Below are 24,266 nucleotides of genomic sequence, written 5' to 3'. Positions count from 1 at the left end.
CATGGCGATCGACATCGACACGTACGAGAAGGGTGTACGGGACGGGAAGCGCGCGCTCGTGGCGCGCGCCATCACGCTCGTCGAGTCCACCCGGCCCGCCCACCGGGCACTGGCCCAGGAACTGCTGACCCGGCTGCTGCCCCACAGCGGCCGGGCCCGGCGGATCGGGATCAGCGGAGTGCCCGGCGTGGGCAAGTCCACCTTCATCGACGCCTTCGGCACGATGCTCACCGGCCTCGGGTTCCGGGTGGCGGTGCTCGCCGTCGACCCCTCCTCGACGCGCACGGGCGGGTCGATCCTGGGCGACAAGACGCGGATGGAGCGGCTCGCGGTGGACCCGGCGGCGTTCGTCCGCCCCTCCCCCAGCGCGGGCACGCTCGGCGGCGTCGCCAAGGCCACCCGCGAATCGATGGTGGTGATGGAGGCCGCGGGCTACGACGTGGTCCTGGTGGAGACGGTCGGCGTCGGCCAGTCGGAGACGGCCGTCGCCAACATGGTCGACACCTTCCTGCTGCTCAGCCTCGCGCGCACCGGCGACCAGCTCCAGGGCATCAAGAAGGGCGTCCTGGAGCTCGCGGACGTCGTGGCGATCAACAAGGCGGACGGCCCGCACGCCACCGACGCGCGGGCCGCCGCGCGTGAACTCGCGGGCGCGCTGCGCCTGATGCACGGCCGCGAAGCGGTGTGGACCCCGCCGGTCCTCAGCTGCAGCGCCCGCGAGTCGACCGGGCTCGACGAGGTGTGGGAACGCCTGGAGCAGCACCGCTCGTTGCTCGACGCCACGGGCCGCCTCGACGCCCGGCGCCGGGACCAGCAGGTCGACTGGGCCTGGACGATGGTGCGCGACGAGCTCCTCGGCCGTCTCCACTCCGACCCGGCCGTCCGGGCGCTCACCCCGGAGGTCGAGCGTCAGGTCAGGGACGGGGAGCTGACGGCGACGCTGGCCGCGGAGCGCATCCTGGCGGCGTTCGAGAGCCGGCAGGACTGAGGCACGCGGGTCCCCGTACGGCACGGGGACCCGCGACGCTCCCCCGGACCCGGTGCCGCCCCGTGGGACCGGACGACGTCGCCGCGCCCGACCGCGCCGATCACACGGGGTGCCCGGTCGGGCCGTCAGGCGTCCGTGCCGCCGCCGAAGCGGGTGCGGAAGGACTCCAGGTCCTCCTCCGTGATCTTCGCGAAGAGCACGGGCGGCACCGTGAAAGCGGTGCCGGCCGGGACGGCGTCCAGGGCAGCGGCCTCATCGGCGGTCACCCAGGTCGCGGTGTCGTTCGCCAGAGCGAAGGCACCGCGCATGGCGGCGGCCGTGGACGGGATGAAGGGCTCGGACACGACGGCGTACAGGTGGATGAGGTTCATCGCGGTGCGCAGCGTCAGCGCGGCGCCCTCGGCATCGGTCTTGATCTCCAGCCAGGGGGCCTTCTCCTCCAGGTAGGAGTTGCCCGCGGACCACAGCGCGCGCAGGGCGGCGGCGGCCTTGCGGAACTGCAGGCCCTCCATCTGCTCCTCGTACTCGCCGAGCAGCCGCGCGATCTCCTCGCCGAGCCTCGTCTCGGCCTCGCCGGCCGCGCGGCCGGCCGGGACCTCGTCCCCGAACCGCTTGCGGGAGAAGGACAGCACGCGGTTGACGAAGTTGCCGAGGGTGTCGGCGAGGTCCTTGTTGACGGTGGCGGTGAAGTGCTCCCAGGTGAAGGAGGAGTCGTCGGACTCGGGGGCGTTGGCGACGAGGAAGTAGCGCCAGTAGTCGCCGGGGAGGATCTCCAGGGCCGCGTCGGTGAAGACGCCGCGCTTCTGGGAGGTGGAGAACTTGCCGCCGTAGTACGTGAGCCAGTTGAAACCCTTGACCAGGTCGACCTTCTTCCACGGCTCGCGTACGCCGAGCTCGGTGGCGGGGAACATCACGGTGTGGAAGGGGACGTTGTCCTTCGCCATGAACTGCGTGTACCGCACGGAGTCGTCGGCCTCGTACCACCACGACCTCCAGTCGCGGGTCTCGCCGTCGGAGGCGGCGTCCGCCCACTCCTTCGTGGCGGCGATGTACTCGATCGGGGCGTCGAACCAGACGTAGAAGACCTTGCCCTCGGCGGCGAGCTCCGGCCAGGTGTCGGCCGGGACGGGCACGCCCCAGTCCAGGTCGCGGGTGATGGAGCGGTCGTTCAGGCCCTCGGTGAGCCACTTGCGCGCGATGGAGGTGGACAGGTGCGGCCACTCGGCGCCGACGGCGGCGATCCACTCCTCGACCTCGTGCTGGAGCTTGGACTGCAGGAGGAAGAGGTGCTTGGTCTCGCGGACCTCCAGGTCCGTGGAGCCGCTGATCGCCGAGCGCGGGTCGATCAGGTCGGTCGGGTCGAGGACGCGGGTGCAGTTCTCGCACTGGTCGCCGCGGGCCTTGTCGTAGCCGCAGTGCGGACAGGTTCCCTCGACGTACCGGTCCGGCAGGAAGCGCCCGTCGACCGGCGAGTACACCTGCCGGATCGCCCGCTCCTCGATGAAGCCGTTCTCGTTCAGCTTCCGGGCGAAGTGCTGGGTGATCTCGACGTTCTGCGGCGAGGAGCTGCGCCCGAAGTGGTCGAAGGCGAGCTCGAAGCCGTCGTACACGGCCTTCTGCGCGTCGTGCGCTCGCGCGCAGAACTCGGCGACGGAGAGCCCGGCCTCCTTGGCGGCCAGCTCGGCCGGGGTGCCGTGCTCGTCGGTGGCGCAGATGTAGAGCACGTCGTGACCACGCTGGCGGAGGTACCGGGAGTACACGTCCGCCGGGAGCATCGACCCCACCATGTTGCCCAGGTGCTTGATCCCGTTGATGTAGGGAAGCGCGCTGGTTACCAGGTGTCGAGCCATCCTCGGATGCTCCATTTCGTACGTACGGCGCCGGTGCGACTGCTCCGGCGGGCCCGGGTCGGGGGCCGCGAACCGCGACCTCCGGGTCGCGGCGGCGTCACGGCGGGTGACCGGGGGTGCTGCGGGCCTTCGGCATCGTATCGAAGGCGGGCTGTGTGTTTCGCCGGGATTTCCGCTGGTGGCGACGCGGCGGGCCGCCCGGCGGGCCCTCTCGGGCGGGCCGGACGGGCGTTCGTCAGACGGCGGGCAGCCGTGCCGCGTAGTAGGCCTGCAGCGCGGCCTCGGCGCCGGAGCCCAGTGCGGTCATGATCCGTTGGAAGCGGGCGGAGCGCAGGTCGCCGGCCACGAGGACGCGTGGGTGCTGGTCGCCGGGTGGGCAGTAGCCGTCCGGGCCTCGGACCAGGTCTCCGGGCGGGGCCGTGGGGGCGTTCCCGATGCTGAGGTAGGCGGCGTCCGCCGTGACGGTACGGCGTGCGCCGCGCGGGTCCACCGCTTCCGCGGTCACGGCGGTCGGCCCTCCGGAGGACCTGAGCGTCAGGTGCTCGACGGGCAGGAGCGTGACGCGGGGGTCGTCGCGGATCTCCTCCGTCTTGTACGCGTCGGCCGCCGTGTGCGCGACGAGCAGGCGCGTGGCCGTGGTCGGGTGGGCGCGCAGGAACGTGCCGATGGGGCGGTCGCCGCCGAGGACGAGGAGGGTACGGCCTGCGGCGTCGTCCCCGTCGGCCTGCCAGAGCGGAGGCAGGGCGAGGCCGCTCGGGGAGCTGATCCAGGGGACCTCGGCCGGCTGGAGGGGGCCGACGCCGGTGGCGACGACGGCGTACGGGGCGGTGAGGCGGGTGCCGTCGTCCAGGGTGACGGTGACGTGGGTGGCAGCGGCGCGCAGATCGGTGACGCGGCGGCCGATTTCGAGCCGGCACAGGTCGGTGTTCTTGAGCTCCGTGGTGACGGCGTCGGCGAGTGAGGGGCCGCCCGGGTGGCCGCCGAGGACGTTGTTCAGGGCGGTGACGCGGTAGAGGTTGCGGCACAGGGCGTCCGGCTCGACCAGGACCGAGCGCATCCCGACGCTCGCGGCCGTGCGGGCGGCGGCGCAGCCCGCCGGGCCTCCGCCGATGACGAGCAGGTCGGTGTGGGACGAGGTGGCTGGCATGCGGACCATTCCAGCATCACCCGCCCCACGACGGCAGGGCGCGTCCGCTCGCGCTTTCGCGATCGTCCCCCTGCGCCTGCGCGATGCCCCTGGACTTCCGCTCAGCGCTTCCGTGATCGTCCCTCGGCACTTCCGTGGGCGTCCCCTGAGTTTCCCGTGATCGCCCCCTTGGTCTCCCGTGGTCGTCGCCCTGAGCTTCGGTGATCGTTCCTTTCCGCTTCCGCGGGAACCCGGCGCCCCGCCCGTCCGACTGCCTCTTCGTACCGGGCAGCAGCGGCGAAAGGCGGACGATGGGCGGACTGGACATACGCATGCGCGGAGTCGTCTGCCGACACGGCCGCACCGAGGCGGTCTCCGGGGTCGATCTGGAGGTCGCCGCCGGCGAGCGGGTCGCCCTGACCGGGACGAACGGCTCCGGGAAGACCACGCTGCTCCGTGCGGTCCTCGGGCTGCACCGCCCGTCCGGCGGTGCCGTCGAGGTCGGCGGGCGGCCCGCCCGCTCGGCCGCCGAGTGGGCGTGGCGCCGCAGGTCCTGCGCGTGGATTCCACAGAAGCCGGCCGCCGGGCGCTTCCCGCTGCGCGGGGACGAGCTCCTGGCGAGCAGCGGCGCGCCGACCGAGGCGGCCGAGGCCGCGGATCGGCTCGGTGTGGGCGTGCTGACCGCACGCCCCGTGCACTCGCTGTCCGGTGGGCAGCTGCAGCGGATGTACCTGGCGCGGGCGATCGGCTGCGTCGCGGCCGGGGCGCAGGTCCTGCTCGCCGACGAGCCGACCGCCGCGCTCGACTTCGACGGCCAGGCGGAGGCGGCCGACGTGCTGACCGCGCTGCCGGTCACCCTCGTCGTCGTCACCCACGACCGGGCGCTCGCCGAACGCTGCGACCGGGTCCTGGAAATGGCGGCGGGCCGGCTGCGGGAGGTGCGGTGAGCACGCTCGCGGCCGCCGACCTCGGCGCGATGCTCCAGCTCGTGCCCGTACAGCGGGCGGGGCTCGCCCTGCTGCTGGCGGCGATCGGGCTGCCGGTGATCGGCGTCGTCATCGTCGGACTGGACATCATGCCGGTGCGGTTCGCGATGATGCACGTGGCCCTGCTGGGCATCGCGGTCGGCCTCTTGACCGGGCTCGACCCGATGCTGTGCGCGCTGGTGGCGTGCGCGCTGTCCGGGGCCGGGGTCGCCCCGCTCGCCCGTACCCCCGACGGCCTTTCGGGGGCCATGGGCCTGCTGATGAGCCTGGCGATCGCCGCGGCCCTGCTGGTCCTGGCCGTGTCCGGGGTCAACGCCTCGGGGGCGTTCGCGCTCCTGTGGGGGTCGATCCTCTCAGTCGGCACCGCCGACCTCGTGGTCCTCGGCGTGCTCGCCGTGGCCGTGCCGTCCCTGTTCTTGTGGCGGCGCCGCGACGTGGCGCTGCTCCTGTACGACCGGGAGCTCGCCCAGTGCTCGGGCGTGCCCGTCCGGCTGCTGACCACGGCACTCCTCGTGCTGGTAGCGGTCGCGGTCGCCGGGGCGATCAAGCTGACGGGGGCGCTGCTCGTCGACGCCCTCACCCTGCTGCCCGCGCTCGCCGCGCGGCGCCTGGGCCGTTCGCTGCGGTCGATCACCCTGTGGGCGGTCGGCATCGGCGTCGCGGTCGACCTCACGGGCTTCCTGCTGGCCCTGTGGCTGGACTGGCCGCCCGGCCCGGTCCTCGTCCTGACGGCGGGGGCGGTCGTCCTCGCCGCGCACCTCGTCCCCGAACGGAGAACCACCTCATGGCGCGCATCCGCGTCCGCAGCACCGCCCGTATCGCTTCCCTCGTCGCACTGAGCGCGGCGCTCCCGCTCCTCGCCGGGTGCGGCACGGACACCGCCGCGTCCGGCGGCGCGCCCGCCCCTGGCGCGGCCGGGCGCAAGCCGGTGGTCGTGGTGACCACCACGTGGGAGGGTGCCTTCGCCAGGGCCGCCGGGGCCGAGGACGTCACGGTGATCGTGCCGCGGTCGGTCCACCACGCCCCCGACTACGACCCCAAGCCCTCGGACCTCGCCGCCGTCGCGAAGGCCGACTTCGTGCTGTACGCGCCGTTCGAGCCGTACGCGGCGAAGATCAAGGAGGCGGCGGGGTCGAAGGCGAAGCTGGTCGAGGTGAACCTCGACAACGACCCGGCCAGGGCCGGTGCCGAAGTCGCCCGGCTCGGCGGACTGTTCGGCACCGAGGACGTCGCCGCCCGCTGGAGGACCCGGCTCGACGGCGAGGTCACGAAGCTGAACGGAGAGCTGAAGTCCGCCTGGCCCGGCGGCCGGAGCCCGGTGGTGGTGAGCCAGGTGTTCACCGCCTGGGCGGCGAACCTCGCGGGCGCCACGCAGGTGGGCACGTACGGTCCTGAGCCGGTCACCCCGTCCCAGCTCGCCTCGCTGTCGGCGAAGGAGCCCGCGTACGTCCTCGACAACGCGCACATGTCGACGGGGACGGTGCTGCCCGACTCGGGCGCGCGCCAGATCGAGATCGCGAACTACCCCGGCGAGGACCTGGACCTGCTGGCCGTGTACCGCGGAGCGGCGACCCAGCTGAAGAAGGCCATGAGCGGAGCCTGACCGCCCCGCGCAGCGGTGCGCGGAGGGGGAGGGAGGGCCGCGGAAGCGGTCCGCCCTCCCCCGTGGTCACCGTGCCGGAGCGGGGTCCGGTTCAGCTGGTGAAGTAGCCGGCGTCGAGCCCGATCCAGCCGGTGAACCCGCGCTGGTCGAAGATGCGCAGCGAGCCGTCGGTGAGGACCTCCCACCGGACGGTCAGGGAATCCGTGACCCCGGAGCCGGTGATCTGACCGACCATGCCCTGGGTCCGGTTGGGACGGATGTGCGGCGGGAGGGTGAGGATCGTCTCGCCGTTGGTCCACGCGGCGCCGTTGACCCGGGACACGCGCAGGTGGAGGTCGATGCGGTTCCCGAGCTGGCGGTACTGGGGTACGTAGTTGTCGGAGTTGGGCTTGTAGGTGGCGACGTCGTAGTCCAGTGGCGTCCACGGGACGTGGTCGCCGGTGCCGTCGGTGGTGCTGGTGATGCCGTAGAGAGCCATCTGGCGCGGTCCTGTCTCCTGGGTGGCGAAGCCGAAGACGAGCTGCGGCCCGTTCGGCGTCTGACGGACGGTGATGGCTTCGGTCTCGCGGTGGGACAGGTCGAGAGCGGTGGTGTTGAAGCTCCGCTCGATGATCTGGCCCGTGGTGATGTCGTAGACGTTCCACCAGGAATTGCCGGGACGGGGGTTGGTGGCGCTGTAGGCGCCGCCCTCGTTCTGGTAGACGAGGTCCCCGTAGAGGCACCAGGCCTGGGTGCGGTACCGGGCCGGGAAGCTGTACAGCGCGGTGAAGGTACGGGCCTTGAACGCGGCGAGGTCGTAGACGCGGTACTCCTCGGTGCCGGGAGCCCCGTGACGTACACCGATCCGGCCGTGGGCGACGTCCAGGGACGGAGTGACGCCGGCGGACCCCGGGACGGGGTCGTACACCTCGATCAGCGAGCTCCCCGCATCGACGATCGCGTCGGGAGTGAACGCGACGCGGCCGATGCGCTTGCCGTAGGCGAAGCCGTCGGACACGGGGGTCGCGTCGGTCTCCAGCCAGAGCCAGGGGCGGCCGTCGACGTGCTCGACGCCGAGTCCGCCGCCGTGGCCGACGCCCCGCAGGTACATGACGGCGCGGACGGTGCCGTCGGGAGCGACCTCGTTGACGCACAGGTCGCCCCGGCGACCGCGCTCGCCGTCGGGCAGGACCGCGGTCTCGTCGGCGAGCCGGCGCCCGTCGCTGATCAGCTGCGTCACGTAGGCCAGGCCGGTCACCGGATCGAAGGAGACCTGCTGGTGCACCCTGCCCTGCTTGAGCGGGATCTCCCTGCCGAACAGGTCGACGGGCTGGGCGCGCAGGTCGAATCTGTTCTGCGCGTTCAGGAGGGCACCCGCCCCGCCCTCGGCGACGAGGGCGGCCGCGTGGGGAGCCTGGTGGCCGGCCGCCACCGCGGTTCCGGCGGGGGCGAGGACCGGAGCCGCGACCATGGCGGTCAGGACCGTGCGACGAGTCAGCGGCATGAGGCGTCCCGTTCCACGGAGTTGAGGACGGCGGTCCGGGTGTCGGCGGTCACCGTGGCCTTCGACGAGCTGCGGCACGGTCTGCGGTCGGAACAACCCTTCATGAGCGTGCAAGCCCCCCTTTCAAGATCATCACTATGGTGCCGCAATCCTCGCACACCAGACCGGACGGGTCAGGTCTGCGCGAGGGCGGTGGTGCGGGCCTCCATGACGATGCGGCGCAGGGTGGCGCGGTCGGGCTTGCCCGCGGCCGTGAGGGGCAACTCGGCGAGCACCAGCAGGTGTTCGGGGTGCTTGTGCCGGGCGAGGCCGCGCGCGGAGAGGTGGTCGCCGAGGTCGGCGAGGTCCGGGGCCCCGTCGCCCTTGGGCACCAGGCAGGCGGCGAGCCGCTCGCCCATCAGCGGGTCCGGCACACCGACGCAGACGGCGTCACGCACCCGCGGGTGGGAGACGAGTTCGCGCTCGACCTCGGCGGGGCTGATGTTGGCGCCGCCGCGGATCACGATGTCCTTGAGGCGGCCGACGACGTGCAGGACCCCCTCGTCGTCGAGGAAGCCGAGGTCGCCGGTCCGCACCCAGCCCTCGGGCGTCCGGTACCGGGCGTCGAGGTCCGGGGAGGCCACGTAACGGAGCGGGGTCATCGGTCCGCGCGACACGATCTCGCCGATCCGCCCGTCGGGCAGCGGCTCGTGCGTCTCGGGATCGGCGATACGGATCTCGGCGACGCGGGGATCGGGGCGGCCCACGACGACTCCGGTGCGGTCGGTGGGCGGCACCGTGTGCCGCAGGCCGGTGTGGCAGTTGACGCCGTCGGCCGAGCCGTAGAGGTTGACGACCGGGCAGCCGAAGGCCTCGGCCGCCGCCTTCGCGGTCGCCTCGTCGAGAGGGGCTCCGCCCAGGACCAGGGCGGTCGGTGCCGGCAGCGGACCGGCCGACGCATGGGGGGCCTTGGAGGTCGCGGGCGCCTGAGGCACCTGAGCGGCCCCGGGGGCCGGTGACGCCTCTCGTGCCGCCGCCGCCACCCGCCTGGCCTCCGTCGCCTCCGTCGCCTCCGTCGCCTCCCTGGCCTCCCTGGCCTCCGAGGACTCCCTGGCCTCCGAGGACTCCAAGAACTCCAAGGACTCCAAGGACTCCAGCATCATGCGGATCATGGTGGGCACGCCGAGGACGTGCGTCGGCTGGTGCTCCCGTACGGCGGCGAGCGCGGCCTCGGGCGTGAAGTGGTCGATCAGCACGAGCGTGCCGCCGTGCCGGGCCAGGGTCACCGGCGTTCCGTTCGAGCCGAAGGCCGAGCCGAGCGGGACGAGGAAGAGGCAGCGGGGCGGGGTCGCGTCGGGAATGAGGGAGGCGAGGAAGTTCCCGCGTCCGCCGGCCAGGGCGTTGTGCGAGTACGCCACCATCTTCGGCTCCGCCTCCGATCCGGAGGAGACGAGGATGCGCGCGGCACTGTCGGGGTCGGGGCGGGCAGGGGTGAAGGCGAGGGGGTCGGCGCGCAGCAGCGCCTTCAGCGGAATCGTTCCTTCGGGCGGGGTCCCGGGGCCCGCCGCGATCACGTGCCGCAAGGTCGGCAGGGCGGGTGCGAGCGCGGCGAGGTCCGCCGCGTGCGCCCGGCCCCGGTGCTCCGTGACGGCGATGACGGCGACGGCCTCCGCCCGGCGCAGCAGGCACTCGGCCTCCAGCACGCCGCGCCCGACCGGGAACGGCAGCGCCACCGCGCCCAGCGCCGCGAGCGCCAGGTCCGCGGTGACGGCGTCCCGGTCGTTGGGCAACTGGACGGCGACGACGTCCCCCGCGCCGATACCGAGCCCGCGCAGGCCCTCGGCGAGGCGTCGCACCCGGCGGTCGAGCGCCGTGTAACAGAGCTTTCCCTTGGCGTCGAGGACGGCGGTCCGGTGCGGGTCGGCGATCTGCCGGGCCCGGAAGAGGCTGTAGAGGTCGAGGTCGGGGCAGGTCCCGTCCACGGCCCACTCGCGGCGGAGGCGTGCGGGCAGGAGGTCGGTCAGGGTCACGGTCACGCGAAGCTCCAGGGGTCGGGAACGGCGAGGGCGCCGTGCGCGTCCCGGCCGATCGGGCCGGACAGGCGCGGGTCGTGGCGGAGGGCGGGCAGGTCGGTGGTGACGGTGGTCGCCGTCAGGCCGTGGGAGCGCAGCCGGTGCAGGGCCTCCTCGGTGCACAGGCCGCGCAGGTCGTGGGTGGCGGCGGCCGCCGCGGAGGCGTCACTCGGGGCGATCCAGCCGTCGGCCGTCCGCAGCGGGTGCCGGAAGCCGGCGGGCGGGCGGGGGTCGAGCCCCTGGCGGGCCCGGCGCAGGGCGGGGGCGAGGAGGGTGTCGGCGGCGCCGAGCAGCGAGGAGTCGACCCGGACGCCGCGGCCTCCGGACCGTTCGCGCAGGAGCAGTCCGGCGAGCACGGCCTCGGTGCCGTGCAGGCCGCCCAGTACGTCGAGCAGGGTCATGAGGGAGGGGACGGGCGGCTCGCCCGCGGGGTGGACGGCCTCGCCCACGCCGGTGCGGGCCTGCACCATGAAGTCCGTGCCCATGGGGGCGTCATCGATCCGGTCGGCCCAGCCCCCGGTGTAGGCGTAGACGAGGGAGGGGTTGGCGGCGGCCAGGTGCTCGGCGTCGAGCTCCAGCTCGGCCGCCTTTCCCGGGGCCCAGTTGTGCAGGAACACGTCGGCGTCGGCGGCGAGTTCGCGCAGCCGGCGCCGGTCGGCGGGCGCCTTGATGTCGATCTCGACCGCCTCCTTGCCCCGGTTGAGGGCGAGCCAGCGCGCGGAGACGCCGGAGCAGGCGGGCGGCATGCCGCGCAGCGGGTCGCCGCCCGGCGGCTCGACCCGGATCACCCGGGCCCCGAGCAGGCCGAGCAGGTGGGCGGCGAGGGGTGCCTGGATGCGGCGGCCGGCCTCCAGGACGGTGAGGCCGTCCAGCGGCAGGCCGGGGGCCGTCCGCAGGGAGAGGGACGGGGCCCCGCCCCCGCGCAGCGGGCGCAGGGACCACGGGTCCGGGCCGCCGCCCTCGTCCTCCTGGGCACGCTCCACGAGCGTGCGCAACGGGCACACCTCGGCGTCGGCGACAGCTGCCGCCTGCGCGATCCGCCGCATGGTGTGCGTCAGGGTCGCCTCGTGCAGTGCCGGCGGGAGCGGGGCGCAGGCGGTCGCGTACCGGAACTGGAAGGGGCGCCAGCCGGCCCGTATCGCCTCGGCCGGCGCGTCGAGGGCGCGCCAGAAGGCGGCCCACGCTCCGGGATCGAGCGTCTCCAGCTCGAAGACGACACCGTCGGCCGAGCGGAAGGGCGGCCCGCCGGGGGCGAGTTCGACGGCCTCGGGCTCGTCGGCACCCGCGGCGGCCAGGTACTGCGAGACCGTGAGCAGGCCCGCCCGGTCCACCGCCGTGGCCACGTGGTGGGCCCCGCCGCCGCGCGCCCGGCCGACGAGGGCGGCGAGCAGGCCCTGGACGGTGAGCACGCCGGTGGCGGTGGCCAGGTAGTCGACGCCGAGCCCGCGCGGGGCGCCGTGGCGGCGCCCGTGGACGCCCATCACGCCGGTGGCGGCCTGCGCGGTGGCCTCGTCCTCGATGCCGGAGCCGACCGCGCCCCACACGGTCCTGGTGGTGACGCGTCCGGGCCCGGCGCCGTCGAGCGCGATCTCCCCCGCCTCCGTACCGGCGTCCTCACCGGCACCCCGACCTGTGCCCGCGCCCGTGGGCCCGTCTGCGCCCGCGCCTGTGCGCGCGTCGCCGTGGCGGGGCAAGGCCCCGAGGCGGCGCAGGTGGTCGGCGGCCACCCGGATCAGGGCCGGAGGGCCGGCGAGGTCGTAGCTCAGTCCGTCGAGCGGACCCCGGACCTCGGCGGGTGCGCCGTCCACGCCTCGGGAGCCGCCGGTGGGGCGCGTGCTGTGCCTGGTCGCTGGTGACGCCATGGCTCTCCTTTCCTGGCGCGGCGTTGGCCGGCGCACGGGTTGTCAGGGTGGCGGGAACCGACGGGCGGGTGCGCCCGACCACTTCCTCGGGCAGGCAGTCGGACGCGTGTTCTGCCGAGTTCCCGAGACGGAGGAAAAACAGTGACGGATCCTGACGTAACGGATGTGGATCTGCTGCGGAAACGGGTCTCGGCGTTCGTACGCGACCGGGTCTTCCCGTGCGAGTCCCGGCTCGACGCGGGAGGCGCGACGGCCCGGGAACTACGCGAGGGACTGCGCGCCGAAGCCCGCGGGGCAGGCCTGTGGGCGCTACCGCTGCCGGACGAACTCGGCGGCGGAGGAATCCCGTTGAAGGCCTACGCGTCGCTCGCGGAGGCCGAGGGCGCCAGCGATCACGGCCCGGCGGCCCTCGGCTCGGCGCCCCTGCTCGACGTCACCATGCTGTCCCGGCACGGGACCGAGGCGATCCGCTCCACCTACCTCCGTCGCCTGGTGAGCGGCGACCTCCGCACCTGTTACGCGATGACGGAGCCGGACACGCCCGGCACCGAGCCCTGGCTCACGGCCACCCGTGCGCAGCGGCGGCCGGGCGGCGGGTGGCGCGTCACCGGGCGCAAGTGGTTCGTGTCGAACGCGGCGGACGCGGATCTCGTGACCGTGCTCGCCCGCACCGGCGGAGCGGCCGGGGACCGCGACGGCCTGTCCCTCCTCCTCGTCCCGACCGACTCCCCCGGCTTCCGCGTCGTGCGCGAGCTGCCCGTCCTGGGCGCCACCGGGCAGTACGAGATCGCGTTCGACGACGTCGACGTCGCCGCGAACCATCTCGTCGGCGAGACCGGCCGCGCGCTGGCGATCGCGGGCGAGCGCCTCCAACTGGGACGCACCCTGCGGGCGTTGCGCTGGCTCGGCCAGGCCCAGCGGGCCTTCGACCTGATGTGTGCTCGCGCCACCGCCCGACAGGGCGCCCGGGGGCCCCTCGCCGACCGGCAGCTCGTGCAACAGCACGTCTTCGAAGGGCTGCTGGCGCTACGCACCACGCGTCCGCTCGTGCACGAGGCGATGTCCCTGGTCGCGGAGGGCCGCGACGCCCATGTGGAGGTGGGTCTGGCGAAGACGGCGGCCGCGCGCACGCTCCAGGACGTCGCCGACCGGGCCGTGCAGGTCTTCGGCGCCGCCGGTCTCGGTCCGGACACCCCGCTGCCCGCGCTGTTCCGCACGGGGCGGACGGCCCGGATCCTCGACGGACCCGACGAACAGCACGTCTCTTCCGTCGCCCGGCGGGTGCTGCGGAGCCCGCAGAGCCGGTCGCCGGTCACACCCGGGTGAGGTCGACCCGGCCGAGGAGCGCGGACAGGCCGAGGGCGAGGAAGAAGTCGCCCCAGACGAGTTCGTGCCGGACGGCCGTGCCTGCGGCGGCGTCGTAGCAGCCGTCCAGCAGCATGCCGGCCGGTCGAGGACCGCCGGGCCGGGTGAGGTGGACGGGAGAGGCGAGTCTCCTCAGGACCGCCTCGCCACGTGCCGCGCAGGCGGACCCGAGGGAGGGCTCGACGACGCGGGAGAGCTTGAGGAGCGCGACGGCCGTGACGGCGGCGGCGGAAGTGTCCAGGGGACCGTCGGGCCGGTGCACGTCGGCATGCGGAACGAGCGGCCCGGTGAGGAACGCGCAGCGCTCAAGAAGCAGTTCGGCCACTGCGACCCATTCGGCCCGTTCAGCCGCTTTGGCCCCTTGGGCCGCTTTGGCCGCTTTGGCCGCTTGGGCCCCTTGGGCCCCTTGGGCCCCTTGGGCCCCTTGGGCGACCTCGGCCGCGCCTCCGCCCTCTCCCTCTCCCCCTCCCCCGACCTCGTGCGCCGGGGCGAGCAGGTCCGCGCCCGCCGGGCCGTCCGAAGGCCCGGACCGGGACGTCGCGCGCATGAGGGCGTCGGCGACGGCCAGGAGGAGCCAGGCCTCACCGCGGCTCCAACCCGGCGCCGGCTCGGCATCGTTCACCCAGCCACCGGCCGCGTCCCAGTGCCACGCCGGGTGGGGGCGCCGGTCCCCCGACCGGGGCACGCACAGGTCGAGATGGCGCCGAAGATGCGCGGCGGCCGCCGCCTCACCCTCCGGCCCGGCACACGCCAGCAGCGGTACGAGGCCGGGAACGGCGTCCGCGCGTGCCCGGAGCCGTGCGCCGCCGAACGCCGCGCCCCACGGGACCACACCGAGCACCGGGTCCCAGTCCGCGAGTACCGCCTTCGCCGCGCGCATCCGCAGCTCGTCGGCCGTCGGGTCCCCCGCGGCCAGCACCGTGCCGTACCAGAGGATGAGGCCGCGCGTCGCGGTGTCGGCCTCGGCCCAGGGGGCGAGCCCGGCGGTGGCGGCGGCAGCCGACGCACGGGCGTCGGCACGACCGGTGTGCCGGGCCCGCAGCCACAGCAGCCCGGCCCAGAAGCCGCCGGCCCACGCGCCGCGGCCGGTGGTCGTCCACCGGCCGTCGGCCGGATCCGCGTAGAGCGGGAAGCGGGCGCCGACCTCCGCGGCGGTCTGCCCGACGCGCCGCATCAGCAGATCGATCGCGTCCTCGGCCCAGGCGTCGTCCCCCGTCATGCCCCGGTGCTCCCACCCGTCCGCCGGTCCCGCAGCGCCCAGGCACAGGCCACCGCCCCCGCGACGGCGAACTCCGCCGCGACCAGGAGCCAGCCCTGGCCGTAACGGCCGCGCTCGGCGAGCAGCCCGAACAGCGGCGGTCCCACGGCGAATCCGGCGAAGAACCCCGCGGCGACCAGCGCGGAGTCCTGACCGGCGCGGCCGGGCGCGGAGCGCTGGAGCACGAGCACCATCGAGACGGCGTTGCCGGACACCGCGAACACCCCCACCGCCACGGCCGCCACCCACACCAGCGGCTCGACGCGGACGGCGAGCGCCAGGAGCAGGGCCGCGGCAACGGCGCCGCCCGCCAGCAGCCCGGGGAACCACGGAGCCCGGCCGGGCGTGGCGGCCCGGGACCAGCCGACGCGACCGCCGATCCCGGCGATGCCGAGAACGGCGACGAGCGTGCCTGCCACCGCCGGCCCCATCCCGAGACGTAGGACGCCGAACAGGGCGAGGTAGGTGTTGACCGAGGCGATGCCCGCCCCCAGGAAGAGCGAGAAGGCCGCGAGCCAGGCCACGAGGCTGCCGCCCCCCGGCGACGGCGCGCGGGGCGCCCCACCCCCCGGCGACGGCGCGCCCGCCTTCGGCGGCGGGTCGGCCGGCAATGCCCGCCAGGCCCACAGGGACGCGAGCAACGCCGCCCCGGCCGCCACCCACACGGCGCCCCGCCAGCCGAAGAGCCCTGCCGCTGTCGCGAGCGGCAACCCGGCCGCGAAGGCTCCCAGTTGGACCCCGGACTGCTTGGCGCCGGCCACCACGCCCCGCTTCGGCGCCGGAACCGCCGCCAGGATCGCCTTGTTCGTCGCCGGGTTGGCGAGGGCCTGCGGCAGGCCGCCGAGCGCGACGGCCGCGAGCAACAGGGCGGGGCCCGGAGCCGCGCCGATCAGGCCGAGCGCCGCCGCGGCGAGCGCGAGCAGCCCGACGAGTGCCCGACGCGGTCCCACGCGGTCCACGATCCGGCCGCCGACGGGCGAGAGGACGGCGGCCGTCCCGAACCCCACCGTGGTGGTCAGGCCGAGCACCGCCTCCGAGACGCCGAGCCCGTCGACGAACCGCGGACCGAGCGCCCCGATGAGGAAGAGCTGCATCATCGAGAAGGCCATGGCGGTCGTCAGCAGCGCGGTCAGTCCACGCGGCACGCCCCGGTCGAGCTCGATCGGCGACGTGGGCGTCGTCCCGCTGGCGGTCCTCACCTGGTGTCCCCTCTCCCTCACGCCGCCCGGGCCGTCCGGCGGCGCGCGGGAGAAGTCGTGCCGCAGGTGCCGAAAGTTCCCGAAGTTCCCCACGTTCCGCCAGGAATCGCGAGCGCCAAGGCACTCCGACGGAACCCGAAGGAACAGCCCGGGACTCACAACGGAAGACGGCAGACGCACAAGGGCGGGATACGCGAACGCAGGAGGGCGGACCGGCCACGGAGGAGCCGAGGGTGCCCGAGGCGCTCTTGTGGGACGCGCCTCCGTCGCGTAGTCATGACCCGACAGGTCGAGGGGGCGGCCGCGGACAGCCCTGCCCGCCCCCGTGCCTCCGGAGAGGGGTGCAAGGATGGGCACGCCATGACACCAGGCCGATGTTCGCGAGGGGGGCGGGCCGCGTTGTTCGCGGCCGTCTGCGTGCTGCTCGCGGCCACCGGCCACATACTGATGTCGGGTCAGGCCGTGCCGAGCTGGACCCTGGCCCTCGCGTCGGCCGGCACCGGCGGCGTCGCCTGGCTCCTCGCGGACCGCGAACGCGGCCTGCTCGCCGTCACGACGGCCACCGTCGCCGTCCAGAGCCTGCTGCACGCGATGTTCACCTGGGCGCAGCCGTCCCCGGCCGGGAGCCCCACGCCTCCCGCGACACCGACCATGCCCGCCATGCAGGACACGGGCGCGCACCTGACGATGGACCACGCGCACCTGGCGCACGCGGCGATGGGACACATCGACTTCGCACCGCCCGCCGCGCACGACATGACAGACCTGTCCTCGAACTTGGGCATGTTGTCGGCGCACCTGCTCGCCGCACTCCTCAGCGGTCTGTGGCTGGCCCACGGCGAACGGGCCGCCTTCCGCCTGCTGCGCGCCCAACCGCTTCGCCTCTTCCGGCCGCTCCTCCTGCTGCTCGCCGCCACCGTCACCACACCTCCCACTCGACTTCGCATACGTCCCGCGCGAGCCGCTGACGAGCCCGATCCACCTCTGCTCCTCCTCGCCCATTCGGTCATCTCCCGGGGTCCCCCACAGGCACTCGCTGTCCTCTGACAGCCGGCTCCTCGGGCGCGACGGCTCAGAACCGTGCGCCCGGGCATCGGCCGCGCCGTTCCGGCGTGCCGTACCCCTCATCGGCGCCGCCGTTCGCGCGCCGCCGGACTCCCTTTGCCTCGTAAGGACTTGTGGCGATGACTCCTGCCCACGACACCCTCCACCAGGGACCGACGAGACCGTCCTCCCGCTCCGCGTACGCGTCCGACGCCGAGACCGACGCGGCGACGACCCTGCTCGCGCTGGCCGCCCGGGACGGCGATCCGGCGAAGGCCGACCTCTTCGTCCGCGCCCTGCACCGTGACGTCCGTCGTTACGTGGCCTACCTCAGCGCCGACCGCCAGGCGGCCGACGACCTGACCCAGGAGGTCTTTCTGCGCGCGCTCGCCGCGCTGCCCCGCTTCCAGGGGCGCTCCTCCGCCCGCACCTGGCTGCTCTCGATAGCCCGCCGGACCGTGGTGGACAGCCTCCGCCACGCGGCCGCCCGCCCCCGCCTGTCCGACCGCGACGACTGGCAGGCGGAGGCGGAGCACACCCAGCCCCGGGGGCTGCCGGGCTTCGAGGACGGCATCGCTCTCGCCGAACTCCTGGCCACGATCCCGGCCGAGCGAAGGGACGCCTTCGTCCTCACCCAGTTGATCGGCCTGCCCTACGCCGAGGCCGCGGAGACGATCGGCTGCCCCGTCGGCACGGTCCGCTCGCGGGTCGCCCGGGCCCGGGCCTCACTGATCGCCCTCCTGCGGGGCGAGGAGGACACCGCTCCGCCGGCCTCGGGCAGGGCGGCGACAGCGGGCCGGTTCACCCGGGCACCCGCGCTCGCCTGACCGGCGCCACTGCCGCCCCCGTCCCCTGTGCCGAGGGGCGGGGGCCGAGGGGGCGCGCCGAGGAGGCGGGCCAAGCAGACGGGCCGAGCAGACGGGCCCAGCAGGCGGACCGAAGGAGAAACATCCCTCTTGGCATGGATCGTCCAGGCAGGCTCTTCGCCCTGCGCTCCGGGACACGTAGGGTCCGGTGCAGCACAGAAGGCGCCCGGAGCGGGGAGCTCCTCCCCCGCACCCGGACCTGGTGAAGGAGCGGCGGCATGTCGATGGTCGGAGGGCTGCGCAAGATGGCGCGGCTGGCGCGGCGGGTGCGCCGGGTGGATCTGAGTCATCCGGCGCGCTCCCCTCTGGGCACCACCGTGGTCAACTGTGTCGCCTACCGCGACGGCCGCCGCCTCCGGGCCGCGGACGGCATGGAGGAGTCCCTGCGGCAGATCCGCAAGCACGGCGACGGCTTCGTCTGGATCGGCCTGCACGAGCCGTCGGAGGAGGAGTTCGCGGGTGTGGCCGAGCTCTTCGGCCTCCACCCGCTGGCCGTGGAGGACGCCGTCCACGCCCACCAGCGGCCGAAGCTCGAGAGGTACGACGACGTCCTGTTCACGGTGTTCAAGACGGTCACGTACGTCGAGCACGAGCGGCTCACGGCCACCAGCGAGGTCGTCGACACCGGCGAGCTCATGGTCTTCACCGGCCCCGACTTCGTGGTCACGGTGCGGCACGGTCGGCACGGCTCCCTCGGGCCCATGAGGGAGGCTCTGGAGGCCGACGTCGAGCAGCTGGCGAAGGGCCCTTCCGCCGTGCTGCACGCGATCGCCGACCAGGTCGTCGACGACTGCCTCGCGGTCATCGACGCCGTGCAGGCCGACATCGAGCAGGTCGAGACCGACGTGTTCGCGCCGCGCGGTGCCGAGTCCGCCGACGCGGGGCGCATCTACCAGCTCAAGCGCGAACTCCTCGAACTGAAGCGGGCCGTGGTGCCGCTCGCCCGCCCCGTCACGACGCTCGCCACCGAGCCGTGCCCTTCGGTCGACGCCGCGATACAGCCGTACTTCCGTGACGTCGCCGACCATCTCGCCCGCGCCGGTGAGCAGATCAGCGCCTTCGACGGCCTCATCGACTCCATCCTGCAGGCGCACCTGGCCCAGGTGACCGTCGCCCAGAACGAGGACATGCGCAAGATCACGGCGTGGGCCGCCATCATCGCTGTGCCCACCATGGTCTGCGGCGTGTACGGCATGAACTTCGAGCACATGCCCGAGCTGCGCTGGACCTACGGCTACCCCTTCGCCCTCTCGGTCATCGCGGTGGCCTGCTTCTTCATCCACCGCGGTTTCAAGCGCAACGGCTGGCTGTGACCGCCGCCTCGCCCTCGGCGCCGAGTATCTGGCGGAGCCGGGCCGCGTAGGCCCGCGGGTGGCTGGTGTTGCCGTTGTGCCCGCCAGGCAGGAACTGGCACGCGTTGCCCGTCCATTCCGCCAGCGCCTCGGCACAGCGGTAGTCGAAGACGGTCCGCGGTGTCGTGAGACCCGCGGCCGGTATGACATGGGTGCCGGCGGGGCCGAGTGACGCGATCCGCTCGGGGCGGAGGGTGTCGTCGATGATGGCGGCGAAGTCGTGCCGGATGAAGCGATCGAAGTTCGCGACGCGACCGGCGTCGAGCGGCTGGGGCGTCAGCCCCGTTTCGGCGTCCTGCCCCGACGGGTCGATGCCGACGACGCGGGCCATCTCCGGGAACGCGGCCCGCAGCCCCTCCCCGCGATAGAGCTCGACGATCTCGGCCAGCTCACGCTCATGGGCGCGCCTGTCCACGTCCGGCAGGAGTCGGGGCGCGACGGGCTCGTGGGCGATCAGGGTGCGGATCAGGCCCGGGTGCCGCAGCGCCGCGTGGAGGCCGATGAGGGCGCCGAAGCTGCAGCCGAGCATGAGGGCGGGCTCGTCCGTGACGGCGGCCAGGACGTGCCGGACGTCGTCGGCGTGCTCGGCCAAGGTGGCCGTGCCCTGCGGTTCGTCGAGTCGGCTGCGTGACAGCCCTCGCCGGTCGTACGTGACCACTGTGAAGGCGTCCGCGAGGTGCGGGACGAGGTCGACGGTGCGGTCGGCGTCACCTTCACCGCTCTGCGAGAGGAGCAGGACCGGGCCGGCTCCCTGGACCTGGTAGTGCAGAACAGCGCCCGGGACCTTCAGCGTCGCGGACTCTGCGGTGGGCGGTGTGGTGGACGGTGCCGTGGACATGGTGCTCCCCCTTGTCGAAGGTCGACGGACCCTCCGCCGCTCCTTCTGCATCCACCATAACCCATCGAGTTCGATACATCTAGTCCGATGCATTGGAATGGATAGATCTTTTTCGATGTACGCTGCGCGCGTGAACGGAGTCGAGCTGTTTCTGCTGGGGCGCACGCTGATGAAGATCGGTGAGGACGCCCTGCCCGAGCCGCCCGGCGGCGCTGACCGCCACGCCGGCAGCGCCCGCCTGGTCCTGATCGTCGCCAGCGACATCGCCGCACACCCCGACAGCGCCATCAGCGAGATCGTCGCCCGCACCGGCCTCCCGCAGAGCCAGGTGTCCGCGGCTGTCGCCCGCCTGAAGGAAGCGGGATCGGTGGTGGCCGCCCCTGATCCCGCCGACCGGCGCCGCGTGCTGGTCAGGCAGGCCGGCGAGGTGTCCGAGCGCGTGGCCCAGGTGCGCGCCACCGGCATCGAGTCCGCCCTCATGGCCGCGCTCGGCACGGACGCGCCGCAGCACCTCCCCGAGGTCCAGGCCGCTCTGGACGTGCTCGCCCGCCATTTCCTGGACCTCACCCCCGCCCCCACCCCGGCAGCCTCGTCATCCCCGGCCGCCCCGCCGTCCGCAGCCACCCGGGCGGACCAAGCGACCCCGTAGGCCCCAGTGACCCTGTTAGCCCCAGCCACCCTGCCCTCCTCAGCCACTCCGTCGGACCCAGCCACCCCGTCGGACCCAGCCACCCCGCCGTCCCCAGCCACCCCGTCGGACCCAGCGACCCCGTCAGCCCCGTAGAAGCGCCGGCCCACCCGTGAAGTGGCCCGGGCCCGTTGGGGCGCGAATGATGGTGGGCACGGAGGTGACCGTCATGACGGCGAGCATCGTGGTGGGCCTGGACGGCACGGAACAGGCACACACCGCCGCGGAGTGGGCGGCCGACGAGGCCGTGCTGCGCGGCACCCGCGTCCACCTGGTGCACGTACAGGAGTCGTCGCCCGAGCTCCTCCTCCCCCTCGTGTCCCGGGAGCCCTCCGAGTCATGGGCCGAGGAGATGCTCACGCGGACGGCGGCCGCGCTGCGCGAACGCCGTCCCGGCCTCGCGGTCACCACCCGGCTCCTGCCCTCGCAACCCGTGCCGAGCCTCATCGCCGCAGCCGAGGACGCCGAGTTGCTGGTCCTCGGCTCTCGCGCCATGAGCGGTATGGCCGGATATCTCGTCGGTTCGGTCGGGATGACCGTCACGGGGCGGACCGAGCGTCCCGCCGTGCTCGTCCGGTCCCTGCGCCCGCCCCATCCGGAAGGACCGGTGACGGTCGGGATCGATGTGCGTGAACCCGCCGAGGAGGTCCTGGGGTTCGCCTTCGCGGAGGCGGCCCGGCGCCGCACCGGATTGGACGTGGTGCACGCCCGGCACTTCCCCCTCCACGCCCGCCTCGGCGCTGCCGTCGTGCCGGATCACCGGCTCACCGTGCCCCCGGAGGTCCAGCGCTCGCTCGACGAGCTCCTGGCCCCATGGCACGAGGAGTTCCCCGACGTGGCGGCCACCGGACGCGTGGCGATCGGCTCCGCCGGGCAGGAGCTCGTACAGGCCGCCGAACGCGCCGTCCTCCTGGTCGTGGGCCGGCGCAGCCGCCGTTCGACACTCGGCTCGCACATCGGCAGCGTTGCCCACGCCGTCCTCCACCACAGCCGCGCGCCGGTCGCCCTCGTCCCCCACGATTGACGGCCCGGACGAGCATGCCCCCGGCCCGTCCCGGACCCGTCGGCGCCGTCCCCCGGGCGGTCGTCCCCGTGCGGGACGCGGGCCCGCCGCGCATGCTCGAAGCATGTCCCAGGTCACGACCACCGACCTGTACCAGGTCACGATGGCGCTCTCGTACCTGCGGGAGGACATGCGGGCCCCGGCCACCTTCAGCCTCTTCGTCCGCGACCTCCCGCCGGGCCGCGGGTTCCTCGTGGCCGCCGGGATCGAAGCGGGCCTGGACTACCTCGGCCGCTTCCACGTGGGCCGCTCCGACATCCAGGACTTCGCCGCGGCCCTGCACCGGCCCGTCGAGGACCTCGAACCGCTGCACGGCCTGTCCTTCGACGGGGAGGTCCGCGCCGTGCCCGAGGGACGGCTGGTCCTGGCCGGTGAGCCGCTTCTGGAGGTCACCGCCCCGCTGCCGCAGGCGCAGCTCGTGGAGACGTACCTGCTGTCGCTCCTCTGCCACCAGACGGCGGTCGCCTCCAAGGCGGCGCGCTGCGTGGTCGCCGCAGCCGGGCGGCCGTTGATCGACTTCTCGCTGCGCCGGGCCCACGGGCCCGAGGCCGGGCTGCAGGCGGCGCGTCTGGGCGCCCTCGTCGGCTTCGCCGGCACCAGCAACGTCGCGGCCGCTCGCCGCTACGGCATCGCCGCCGCGGGCACGATGGCCCACTCGTACGTCGAGAGCTTCCCTTCGGAGGAGGCGGCGTTCCGGGCCTTCGCCCGCACCCATCCGGGCCCGGTGACCTTCCTCGTCGACACCTACGACACCGACCGCGGCGTCGCGACCGCCGCGCGCGTCCTCGCCGACCTCGGGCTCGGCCCGGAGTGCGCGATCCGCCTGGACAGCGGCGACCTGGGCGCCCTCGCCCGCCGGGCGCGCGCCGCTCTCGACGCGGCGGGGCCCGAAGGCGTACGGATCATCGCGAGCGGCGGTCTGGACGAGTACGAGGTCGACCGGCTGGTGCGGGAGGGGGCGCCGATCGACGCGTACGCGGTGGGGACGAAGGTCGGCACGGCCGCCGACGCCCCCTACCTGGACATGGCGTACAAGCTGGTCGAGTACGACGGACGGCCCGTCATGAAGCTCGCGACGGCGAAGGCGACGGCGCCCGGGCGCAAGCAGGTCTTCCGGGGGCCGGCGCTGCACGACGTCATCGGTCTGGCCAACGAGCAGCCGCCCGAGGGAACGGAGCCCCTGCTCCTGCCCGTGATGCGGGGCGGGCTGCGCACCGGACCGCCCGACACCCTGGCTGCCGCCCGCGCGCGCTTCGAGGCCGACCTCGCCGCGCTTCCGGAGGAGGCCCGGCGCATCGAGCGCCCGGTGCCGCCGGTGCCCGCGGTCTCCACGCGGCTCACAGCGCTGACGGCCGTCGTCCGGCACCGGATGCAGGCGCGGACGGGAGCCGGCCGGTGGGCACCGGAATGACCTGGATCCTGACGCTCGTCGGGGCGGCGATGGTGCTCTTCATCCTCCGGGACATCTTCCACACCCTGTGGCACCCCACCCGGCACGGCGGGCTGAGCAGGCTGGTCATGCGGGCCGTGTGGCGACTCTCCGCCTTCCGCACCACGCCCTGGCAGCCGGCGGGACTCTCGGGCCCGATGGGCATGATGGCCGTCGTCGCCTTCTGGGCCGTCGTCATGGCCGTCGGATGGGGCCTCATCTACTGGCCGCGCATGCCCGAGGACTTCTCGTACGCCGCCGGGCTCACCCCCTCCGAGCACGCGGGTCCCCTCGACGCCCTGTACTACTCCCTGGTCACGCTTGCCACGCTCGGTCTGGGGGACATCGCGCCCACCTCGGGCTGGCTGCGGGTGCTCGCGCCCATGGAGGCCCTGGTCGGCTTCGCCCTCCTGTCGGCCACCGTCGCCTGGATCCTCGGCATCTACCCGGCCCTGGCCCGCCGCCGAGCGCTCGCCCTGCGCCTGTCCCACGTGCGCCGCAGTCGCGCCGACTCGCAGGCACTCGACTCCGCCGGGGGCGCCGCGCTCCTCGACGGTCTCGCCTCGGCCGTCGCCACGATCACGGTCGACTTCCTGCAGTACGCCGAGTCGTACTACTTCTTCGACGGCGACGAGACCACGTCCCTGCCCCGGCAGCTGGGCCACGCCGTCGACCTGGCGGACCAGGCGGCACGGGCCGACCACCCGGACGTCCGGCTCTCCTCCTCGGTGCTTCGCACGGCGCTGGAGGACCTGGCCACCGTGCTCGACGAACGGTTCCTGCGCACGGGCGGGCCGCCCGACCGGGTCTTCGCTGCGTACGCCGACGACCACGGTCGCTCGCAGGGACCCGACGCGGGAACCGGGTCTTCCTGAGAGGGGGACCGGAGCGACGGGTAAGTCCGGACGGACGGGATGGACCAGAGAAGCGGGGAGACCGGAGCAACCCGGGAGGGACCGGAGCAACGGGGAGACCGGAGCGATGCAGGAGGAACCAGAGCAACGGGGAGACCAGAGCGATGCAGGAGGAACCAGAGCAACGGGGAGACCGGAGCGATGCAGGAGGAACCAGAACAACGGGGAGACCAGAGCGATGCAGGAGGAACCAGAACAACGGGGAGATCAGAGCGATGCAGGAGGAACCAGAGCAACGGGGAGATGCGGAACCACGTCCAGGCGGGGACCGGACCCGGCCGGGCACCGCGTCTGGGCGGAA

20 protein-coding genes are annotated in these 24,266 nt (G+C 74.0%); 12 read left to right on the top strand and 8 right to left on the bottom strand.

Translation table 11 applies throughout. The features are described from left to right. Position 1 precedes the first annotated feature (1 nt). The gene (gene meaB, locus AB0M16_RS24260) at positions 2–988 is read left to right on the top strand and encodes a methylmalonyl Co-A mutase-associated GTPase MeaB (protein WP_365346235.1); all 987 of its coding nucleotides are present in this window, start codon (positions 2–4) and stop codon (positions 986–988) included. 125 nt (positions 989–1,113) lie between these two features. Here meaB and metG read toward each other — a convergent pair whose 3' ends face one another. Next, positions 1,114–2,838, bottom strand: a complete 1,725-nt coding sequence (metG, locus tag AB0M16_RS24255; RefSeq protein WP_365346233.1) for a methionine--tRNA ligase — start codon at positions 2,836–2,838, stop codon at positions 1,114–1,116. A 235-nt stretch (positions 2,839–3,073) separates the two neighbouring features. Next, the gene (locus tag AB0M16_RS24250; RefSeq protein WP_365346231.1) at positions 3,074–3,985 is read right to left on the bottom strand and encodes an FAD-dependent oxidoreductase; all 912 of its coding nucleotides are present in this window, start codon (positions 3,983–3,985) and stop codon (positions 3,074–3,076) included. A 290-nt stretch (positions 3,986–4,275) separates the two neighbouring features. On the opposite strand from AB0M16_RS24250, the gene AB0M16_RS24245 reads away from it, so the two are divergent. The 3 genes from AB0M16_RS24245 to AB0M16_RS24235 are packed head-to-tail and all read left to right on the top strand — an operon-like array spanning position 4,276 to position 6,553. After that, on the top strand, positions 4,276–4,911 hold the full coding sequence (locus AB0M16_RS24245; RefSeq protein WP_365346229.1) for an ABC transporter ATP-binding protein: 636 nt from the start codon (positions 4,276–4,278) through the stop codon (positions 4,909–4,911). Continuing rightward, positions 4,908–5,789: a metal ABC transporter permease gene (locus tag AB0M16_RS24240; protein WP_365346227.1), complete on the top strand. Its 882-nt coding sequence runs from the start codon at positions 4,908–4,910 to the stop codon at positions 5,787–5,789. The genes AB0M16_RS24245 and AB0M16_RS24240 overlap by 4 nt, the downstream gene beginning before the upstream one ends. Beyond that, a complete protein-coding gene (locus AB0M16_RS24235) occupies positions 5,735–6,553 on the top strand; it encodes a zinc ABC transporter substrate-binding protein (RefSeq protein WP_365346225.1) in 819 nt (272 codons plus the stop codon). The genes AB0M16_RS24240 and AB0M16_RS24235 overlap by 55 nt, the downstream gene beginning before the upstream one ends. Before the next feature lie 91 nt (positions 6,554–6,644). Here AB0M16_RS24235 and AB0M16_RS24230 read toward each other — a convergent pair whose 3' ends face one another. From AB0M16_RS24230 to AB0M16_RS24220, 3 genes are all read right to left on the bottom strand, one after another. Then, the gene (locus AB0M16_RS24230; RefSeq protein ID WP_365346223.1) at positions 6,645–8,036 is read right to left on the bottom strand and encodes a signaling protein; all 1,392 of its coding nucleotides are present in this window, start codon (positions 8,034–8,036) and stop codon (positions 6,645–6,647) included. Between the two features lie 173 nt (positions 8,037–8,209). After that, the gene (locus AB0M16_RS24225; protein ID WP_365346221.1) at positions 8,210–10,051 is read right to left on the bottom strand and encodes a class I adenylate-forming enzyme family protein; all 1,842 of its coding nucleotides are present in this window, start codon (positions 10,049–10,051) and stop codon (positions 8,210–8,212) included. Continuing rightward, positions 10,048–11,949, bottom strand: a complete 1,902-nt coding sequence (locus AB0M16_RS24220) for a CoA transferase (RefSeq protein ID WP_365346219.1) — start codon at positions 11,947–11,949, stop codon at positions 10,048–10,050. The genes AB0M16_RS24225 and AB0M16_RS24220 overlap by 4 nt, the downstream gene beginning before the upstream one ends. A 141-nt stretch (positions 11,950–12,090) precedes the next feature. Between AB0M16_RS24220 and AB0M16_RS24215 the strand changes: the two genes are divergently transcribed. Continuing rightward, the gene (locus AB0M16_RS24215) at positions 12,091–13,275 is read left to right on the top strand and encodes an acyl-CoA dehydrogenase family protein (protein ID WP_365346217.1); all 1,185 of its coding nucleotides are present in this window, start codon (positions 12,091–12,093) and stop codon (positions 13,273–13,275) included. Here the strand turns inward: AB0M16_RS24215 and AB0M16_RS24210 are convergent. Both AB0M16_RS24210 and AB0M16_RS24205 read right to left on the bottom strand, forming a co-directional pair. Further along, positions 13,262–14,533, bottom strand: coding sequence for a sugar ABC transporter permease (locus tag AB0M16_RS24210; RefSeq protein WP_365346215.1), 1,272 nt, complete (start codon positions 14,531–14,533; stop codon positions 13,262–13,264). The two genes, AB0M16_RS24215 and AB0M16_RS24210, sit on opposite strands and share 14 nt — an antisense overlap. Next, positions 14,530–15,771, bottom strand: coding sequence for an MFS transporter (locus AB0M16_RS24205; RefSeq protein WP_365346213.1), 1,242 nt, complete (start codon positions 15,769–15,771; stop codon positions 14,530–14,532). Before AB0M16_RS24205 ends, AB0M16_RS24210 begins: the two co-directional genes overlap by 4 nt. Positions 15,772–16,131: 360 nt before the next feature. Here AB0M16_RS24205 and AB0M16_RS24200 point away from each other — a divergent pair, with 360 nt between their 5' ends. From AB0M16_RS24200 to AB0M16_RS24190, 3 genes are all read left to right on the top strand, one after another. Beyond that, a complete protein-coding gene (locus tag AB0M16_RS24200) occupies positions 16,132–16,818 on the top strand; it encodes a hypothetical protein (protein WP_365346211.1) in 687 nt (228 codons plus the stop codon). A gap of 137 nt (positions 16,819–16,955) precedes the next feature. Further along, a complete protein-coding gene (locus tag AB0M16_RS24195; protein WP_365346209.1) occupies positions 16,956–17,642 on the top strand; it encodes a sigma-70 family RNA polymerase sigma factor in 687 nt (228 codons plus the stop codon). A gap of 257 nt (positions 17,643–17,899) precedes the next feature. Next, a complete protein-coding gene (locus AB0M16_RS24190) occupies positions 17,900–18,994 on the top strand; it encodes a magnesium and cobalt transport protein CorA (RefSeq protein ID WP_365346207.1) in 1,095 nt (364 codons plus the stop codon). Here AB0M16_RS24190 and AB0M16_RS24185 read toward each other — a convergent pair. Next, a complete protein-coding gene (locus AB0M16_RS24185) occupies positions 18,972–19,871 on the bottom strand; it encodes an alpha/beta hydrolase (protein WP_365346205.1) in 900 nt (299 codons plus the stop codon). The genes AB0M16_RS24190 and AB0M16_RS24185 overlap by 23 nt on opposite strands. Positions 19,872–20,001: 130 nt before the next feature. Here AB0M16_RS24185 and AB0M16_RS24180 point away from each other — a divergent pair, with 130 nt between their 5' ends. The 4 genes from AB0M16_RS24180 (at position 20,002) to AB0M16_RS24165 (ending at position 23,926) form a co-directional block, all read left to right on the top strand. Then, positions 20,002–20,520, top strand: coding sequence for a MarR family transcriptional regulator (locus AB0M16_RS24180; protein WP_365346203.1), 519 nt, complete (start codon positions 20,002–20,004; stop codon positions 20,518–20,520). Between the two features lie 208 nt (positions 20,521–20,728). Beyond that, a complete protein-coding gene (locus AB0M16_RS24175) occupies positions 20,729–21,583 on the top strand; it encodes a universal stress protein (protein WP_365346201.1) in 855 nt (284 codons plus the stop codon). A 103-nt stretch (positions 21,584–21,686) separates the two neighbouring features. Next, positions 21,687–23,033 (top strand): nicotinate phosphoribosyltransferase, encoded by a 1,347-nt coding sequence (locus AB0M16_RS24170; RefSeq protein ID WP_365346199.1) that lies wholly within the window; start codon positions 21,687–21,689, stop codon positions 23,031–23,033. Then, a complete protein-coding gene (locus AB0M16_RS24165; RefSeq protein WP_365346197.1) occupies positions 23,030–23,926 on the top strand; it encodes a potassium channel family protein in 897 nt (298 codons plus the stop codon). Before AB0M16_RS24170 ends, AB0M16_RS24165 begins: the two co-directional genes overlap by 4 nt. Positions 23,927–24,266: the final 340 nt, after the last annotated feature.

Origin of the sequence: Streptomyces sp. NPDC051921, from assembly GCF_040680975.1 — a bacterium.
Taxonomy (GTDB): domain Bacteria; phylum Actinomycetota; class Actinomycetes; order Streptomycetales; family Streptomycetaceae; genus Streptomyces.
The sequence above is the reverse complement of the archived record's forward strand: the minus strand, read 5'-3'. Positions and strand labels throughout refer to the sequence as shown.

Bases quoted from the DNA above. Each gene is read 5' to 3' on its own strand.
- meaB (WP_365346235.1), top strand. From the start codon at position 2: ATGGCGATCGACATCGACACGTACGAGAAGGGTGTACGGGACGGGAAG.
- AB0M16_RS24220 (WP_365346219.1), bottom strand. From the start codon at position 11,949: ATGGCGTCACCAGCGACCAGGCACAGCACGCGCCCCACCGGCGGCTCC.
- AB0M16_RS24175 (WP_365346201.1), top strand. From the start codon at position 20,729: ATGACGGCGAGCATCGTGGTGGGCCTGGACGGCACGGAACAGGCACAC.
- AB0M16_RS24250 (WP_365346231.1), bottom strand. From the start codon at position 3,985: ATGCCAGCCACCTCGTCCCACACCGACCTGCTCGTCATCGGCGGAGGC.
- AB0M16_RS24230 (WP_365346223.1), bottom strand. From the start codon at position 8,036: ATGCCGCTGACTCGTCGCACGGTCCTGACCGCCATGGTCGCGGCTCCG.
- metG (WP_365346233.1), bottom strand. From the start codon at position 2,838: ATGGCTCGACACCTGGTAACCAGCGCGCTTCCCTACATCAACGGGATC.
- AB0M16_RS24195 (WP_365346209.1), top strand. From the start codon at position 16,956: ATGACTCCTGCCCACGACACCCTCCACCAGGGACCGACGAGACCGTCC.
- AB0M16_RS24165 (WP_365346197.1), top strand. From the start codon at position 23,030: ATGACCTGGATCCTGACGCTCGTCGGGGCGGCGATGGTGCTCTTCATC.
- AB0M16_RS24200 (WP_365346211.1), top strand. From the start codon at position 16,132: ATGACACCAGGCCGATGTTCGCGAGGGGGGCGGGCCGCGTTGTTCGCG.
- AB0M16_RS24245 (WP_365346229.1), top strand. From the start codon at position 4,276: ATGGGCGGACTGGACATACGCATGCGCGGAGTCGTCTGCCGACACGGC.
- AB0M16_RS24210 (WP_365346215.1), bottom strand. From the start codon at position 14,533: ATGACGGGGGACGACGCCTGGGCCGAGGACGCGATCGATCTGCTGATG.
- AB0M16_RS24235 (WP_365346225.1), top strand. From the start codon at position 5,735: ATGGCGCGCATCCGCGTCCGCAGCACCGCCCGTATCGCTTCCCTCGTC.
- AB0M16_RS24190 (WP_365346207.1), top strand. From the start codon at position 17,900: ATGTCGATGGTCGGAGGGCTGCGCAAGATGGCGCGGCTGGCGCGGCGG.
- AB0M16_RS24170 (WP_365346199.1), top strand. From the start codon at position 21,687: ATGTCCCAGGTCACGACCACCGACCTGTACCAGGTCACGATGGCGCTC.
- AB0M16_RS24185 (WP_365346205.1), bottom strand. From the start codon at position 19,871: ATGTCCACGGCACCGTCCACCACACCGCCCACCGCAGAGTCCGCGACG.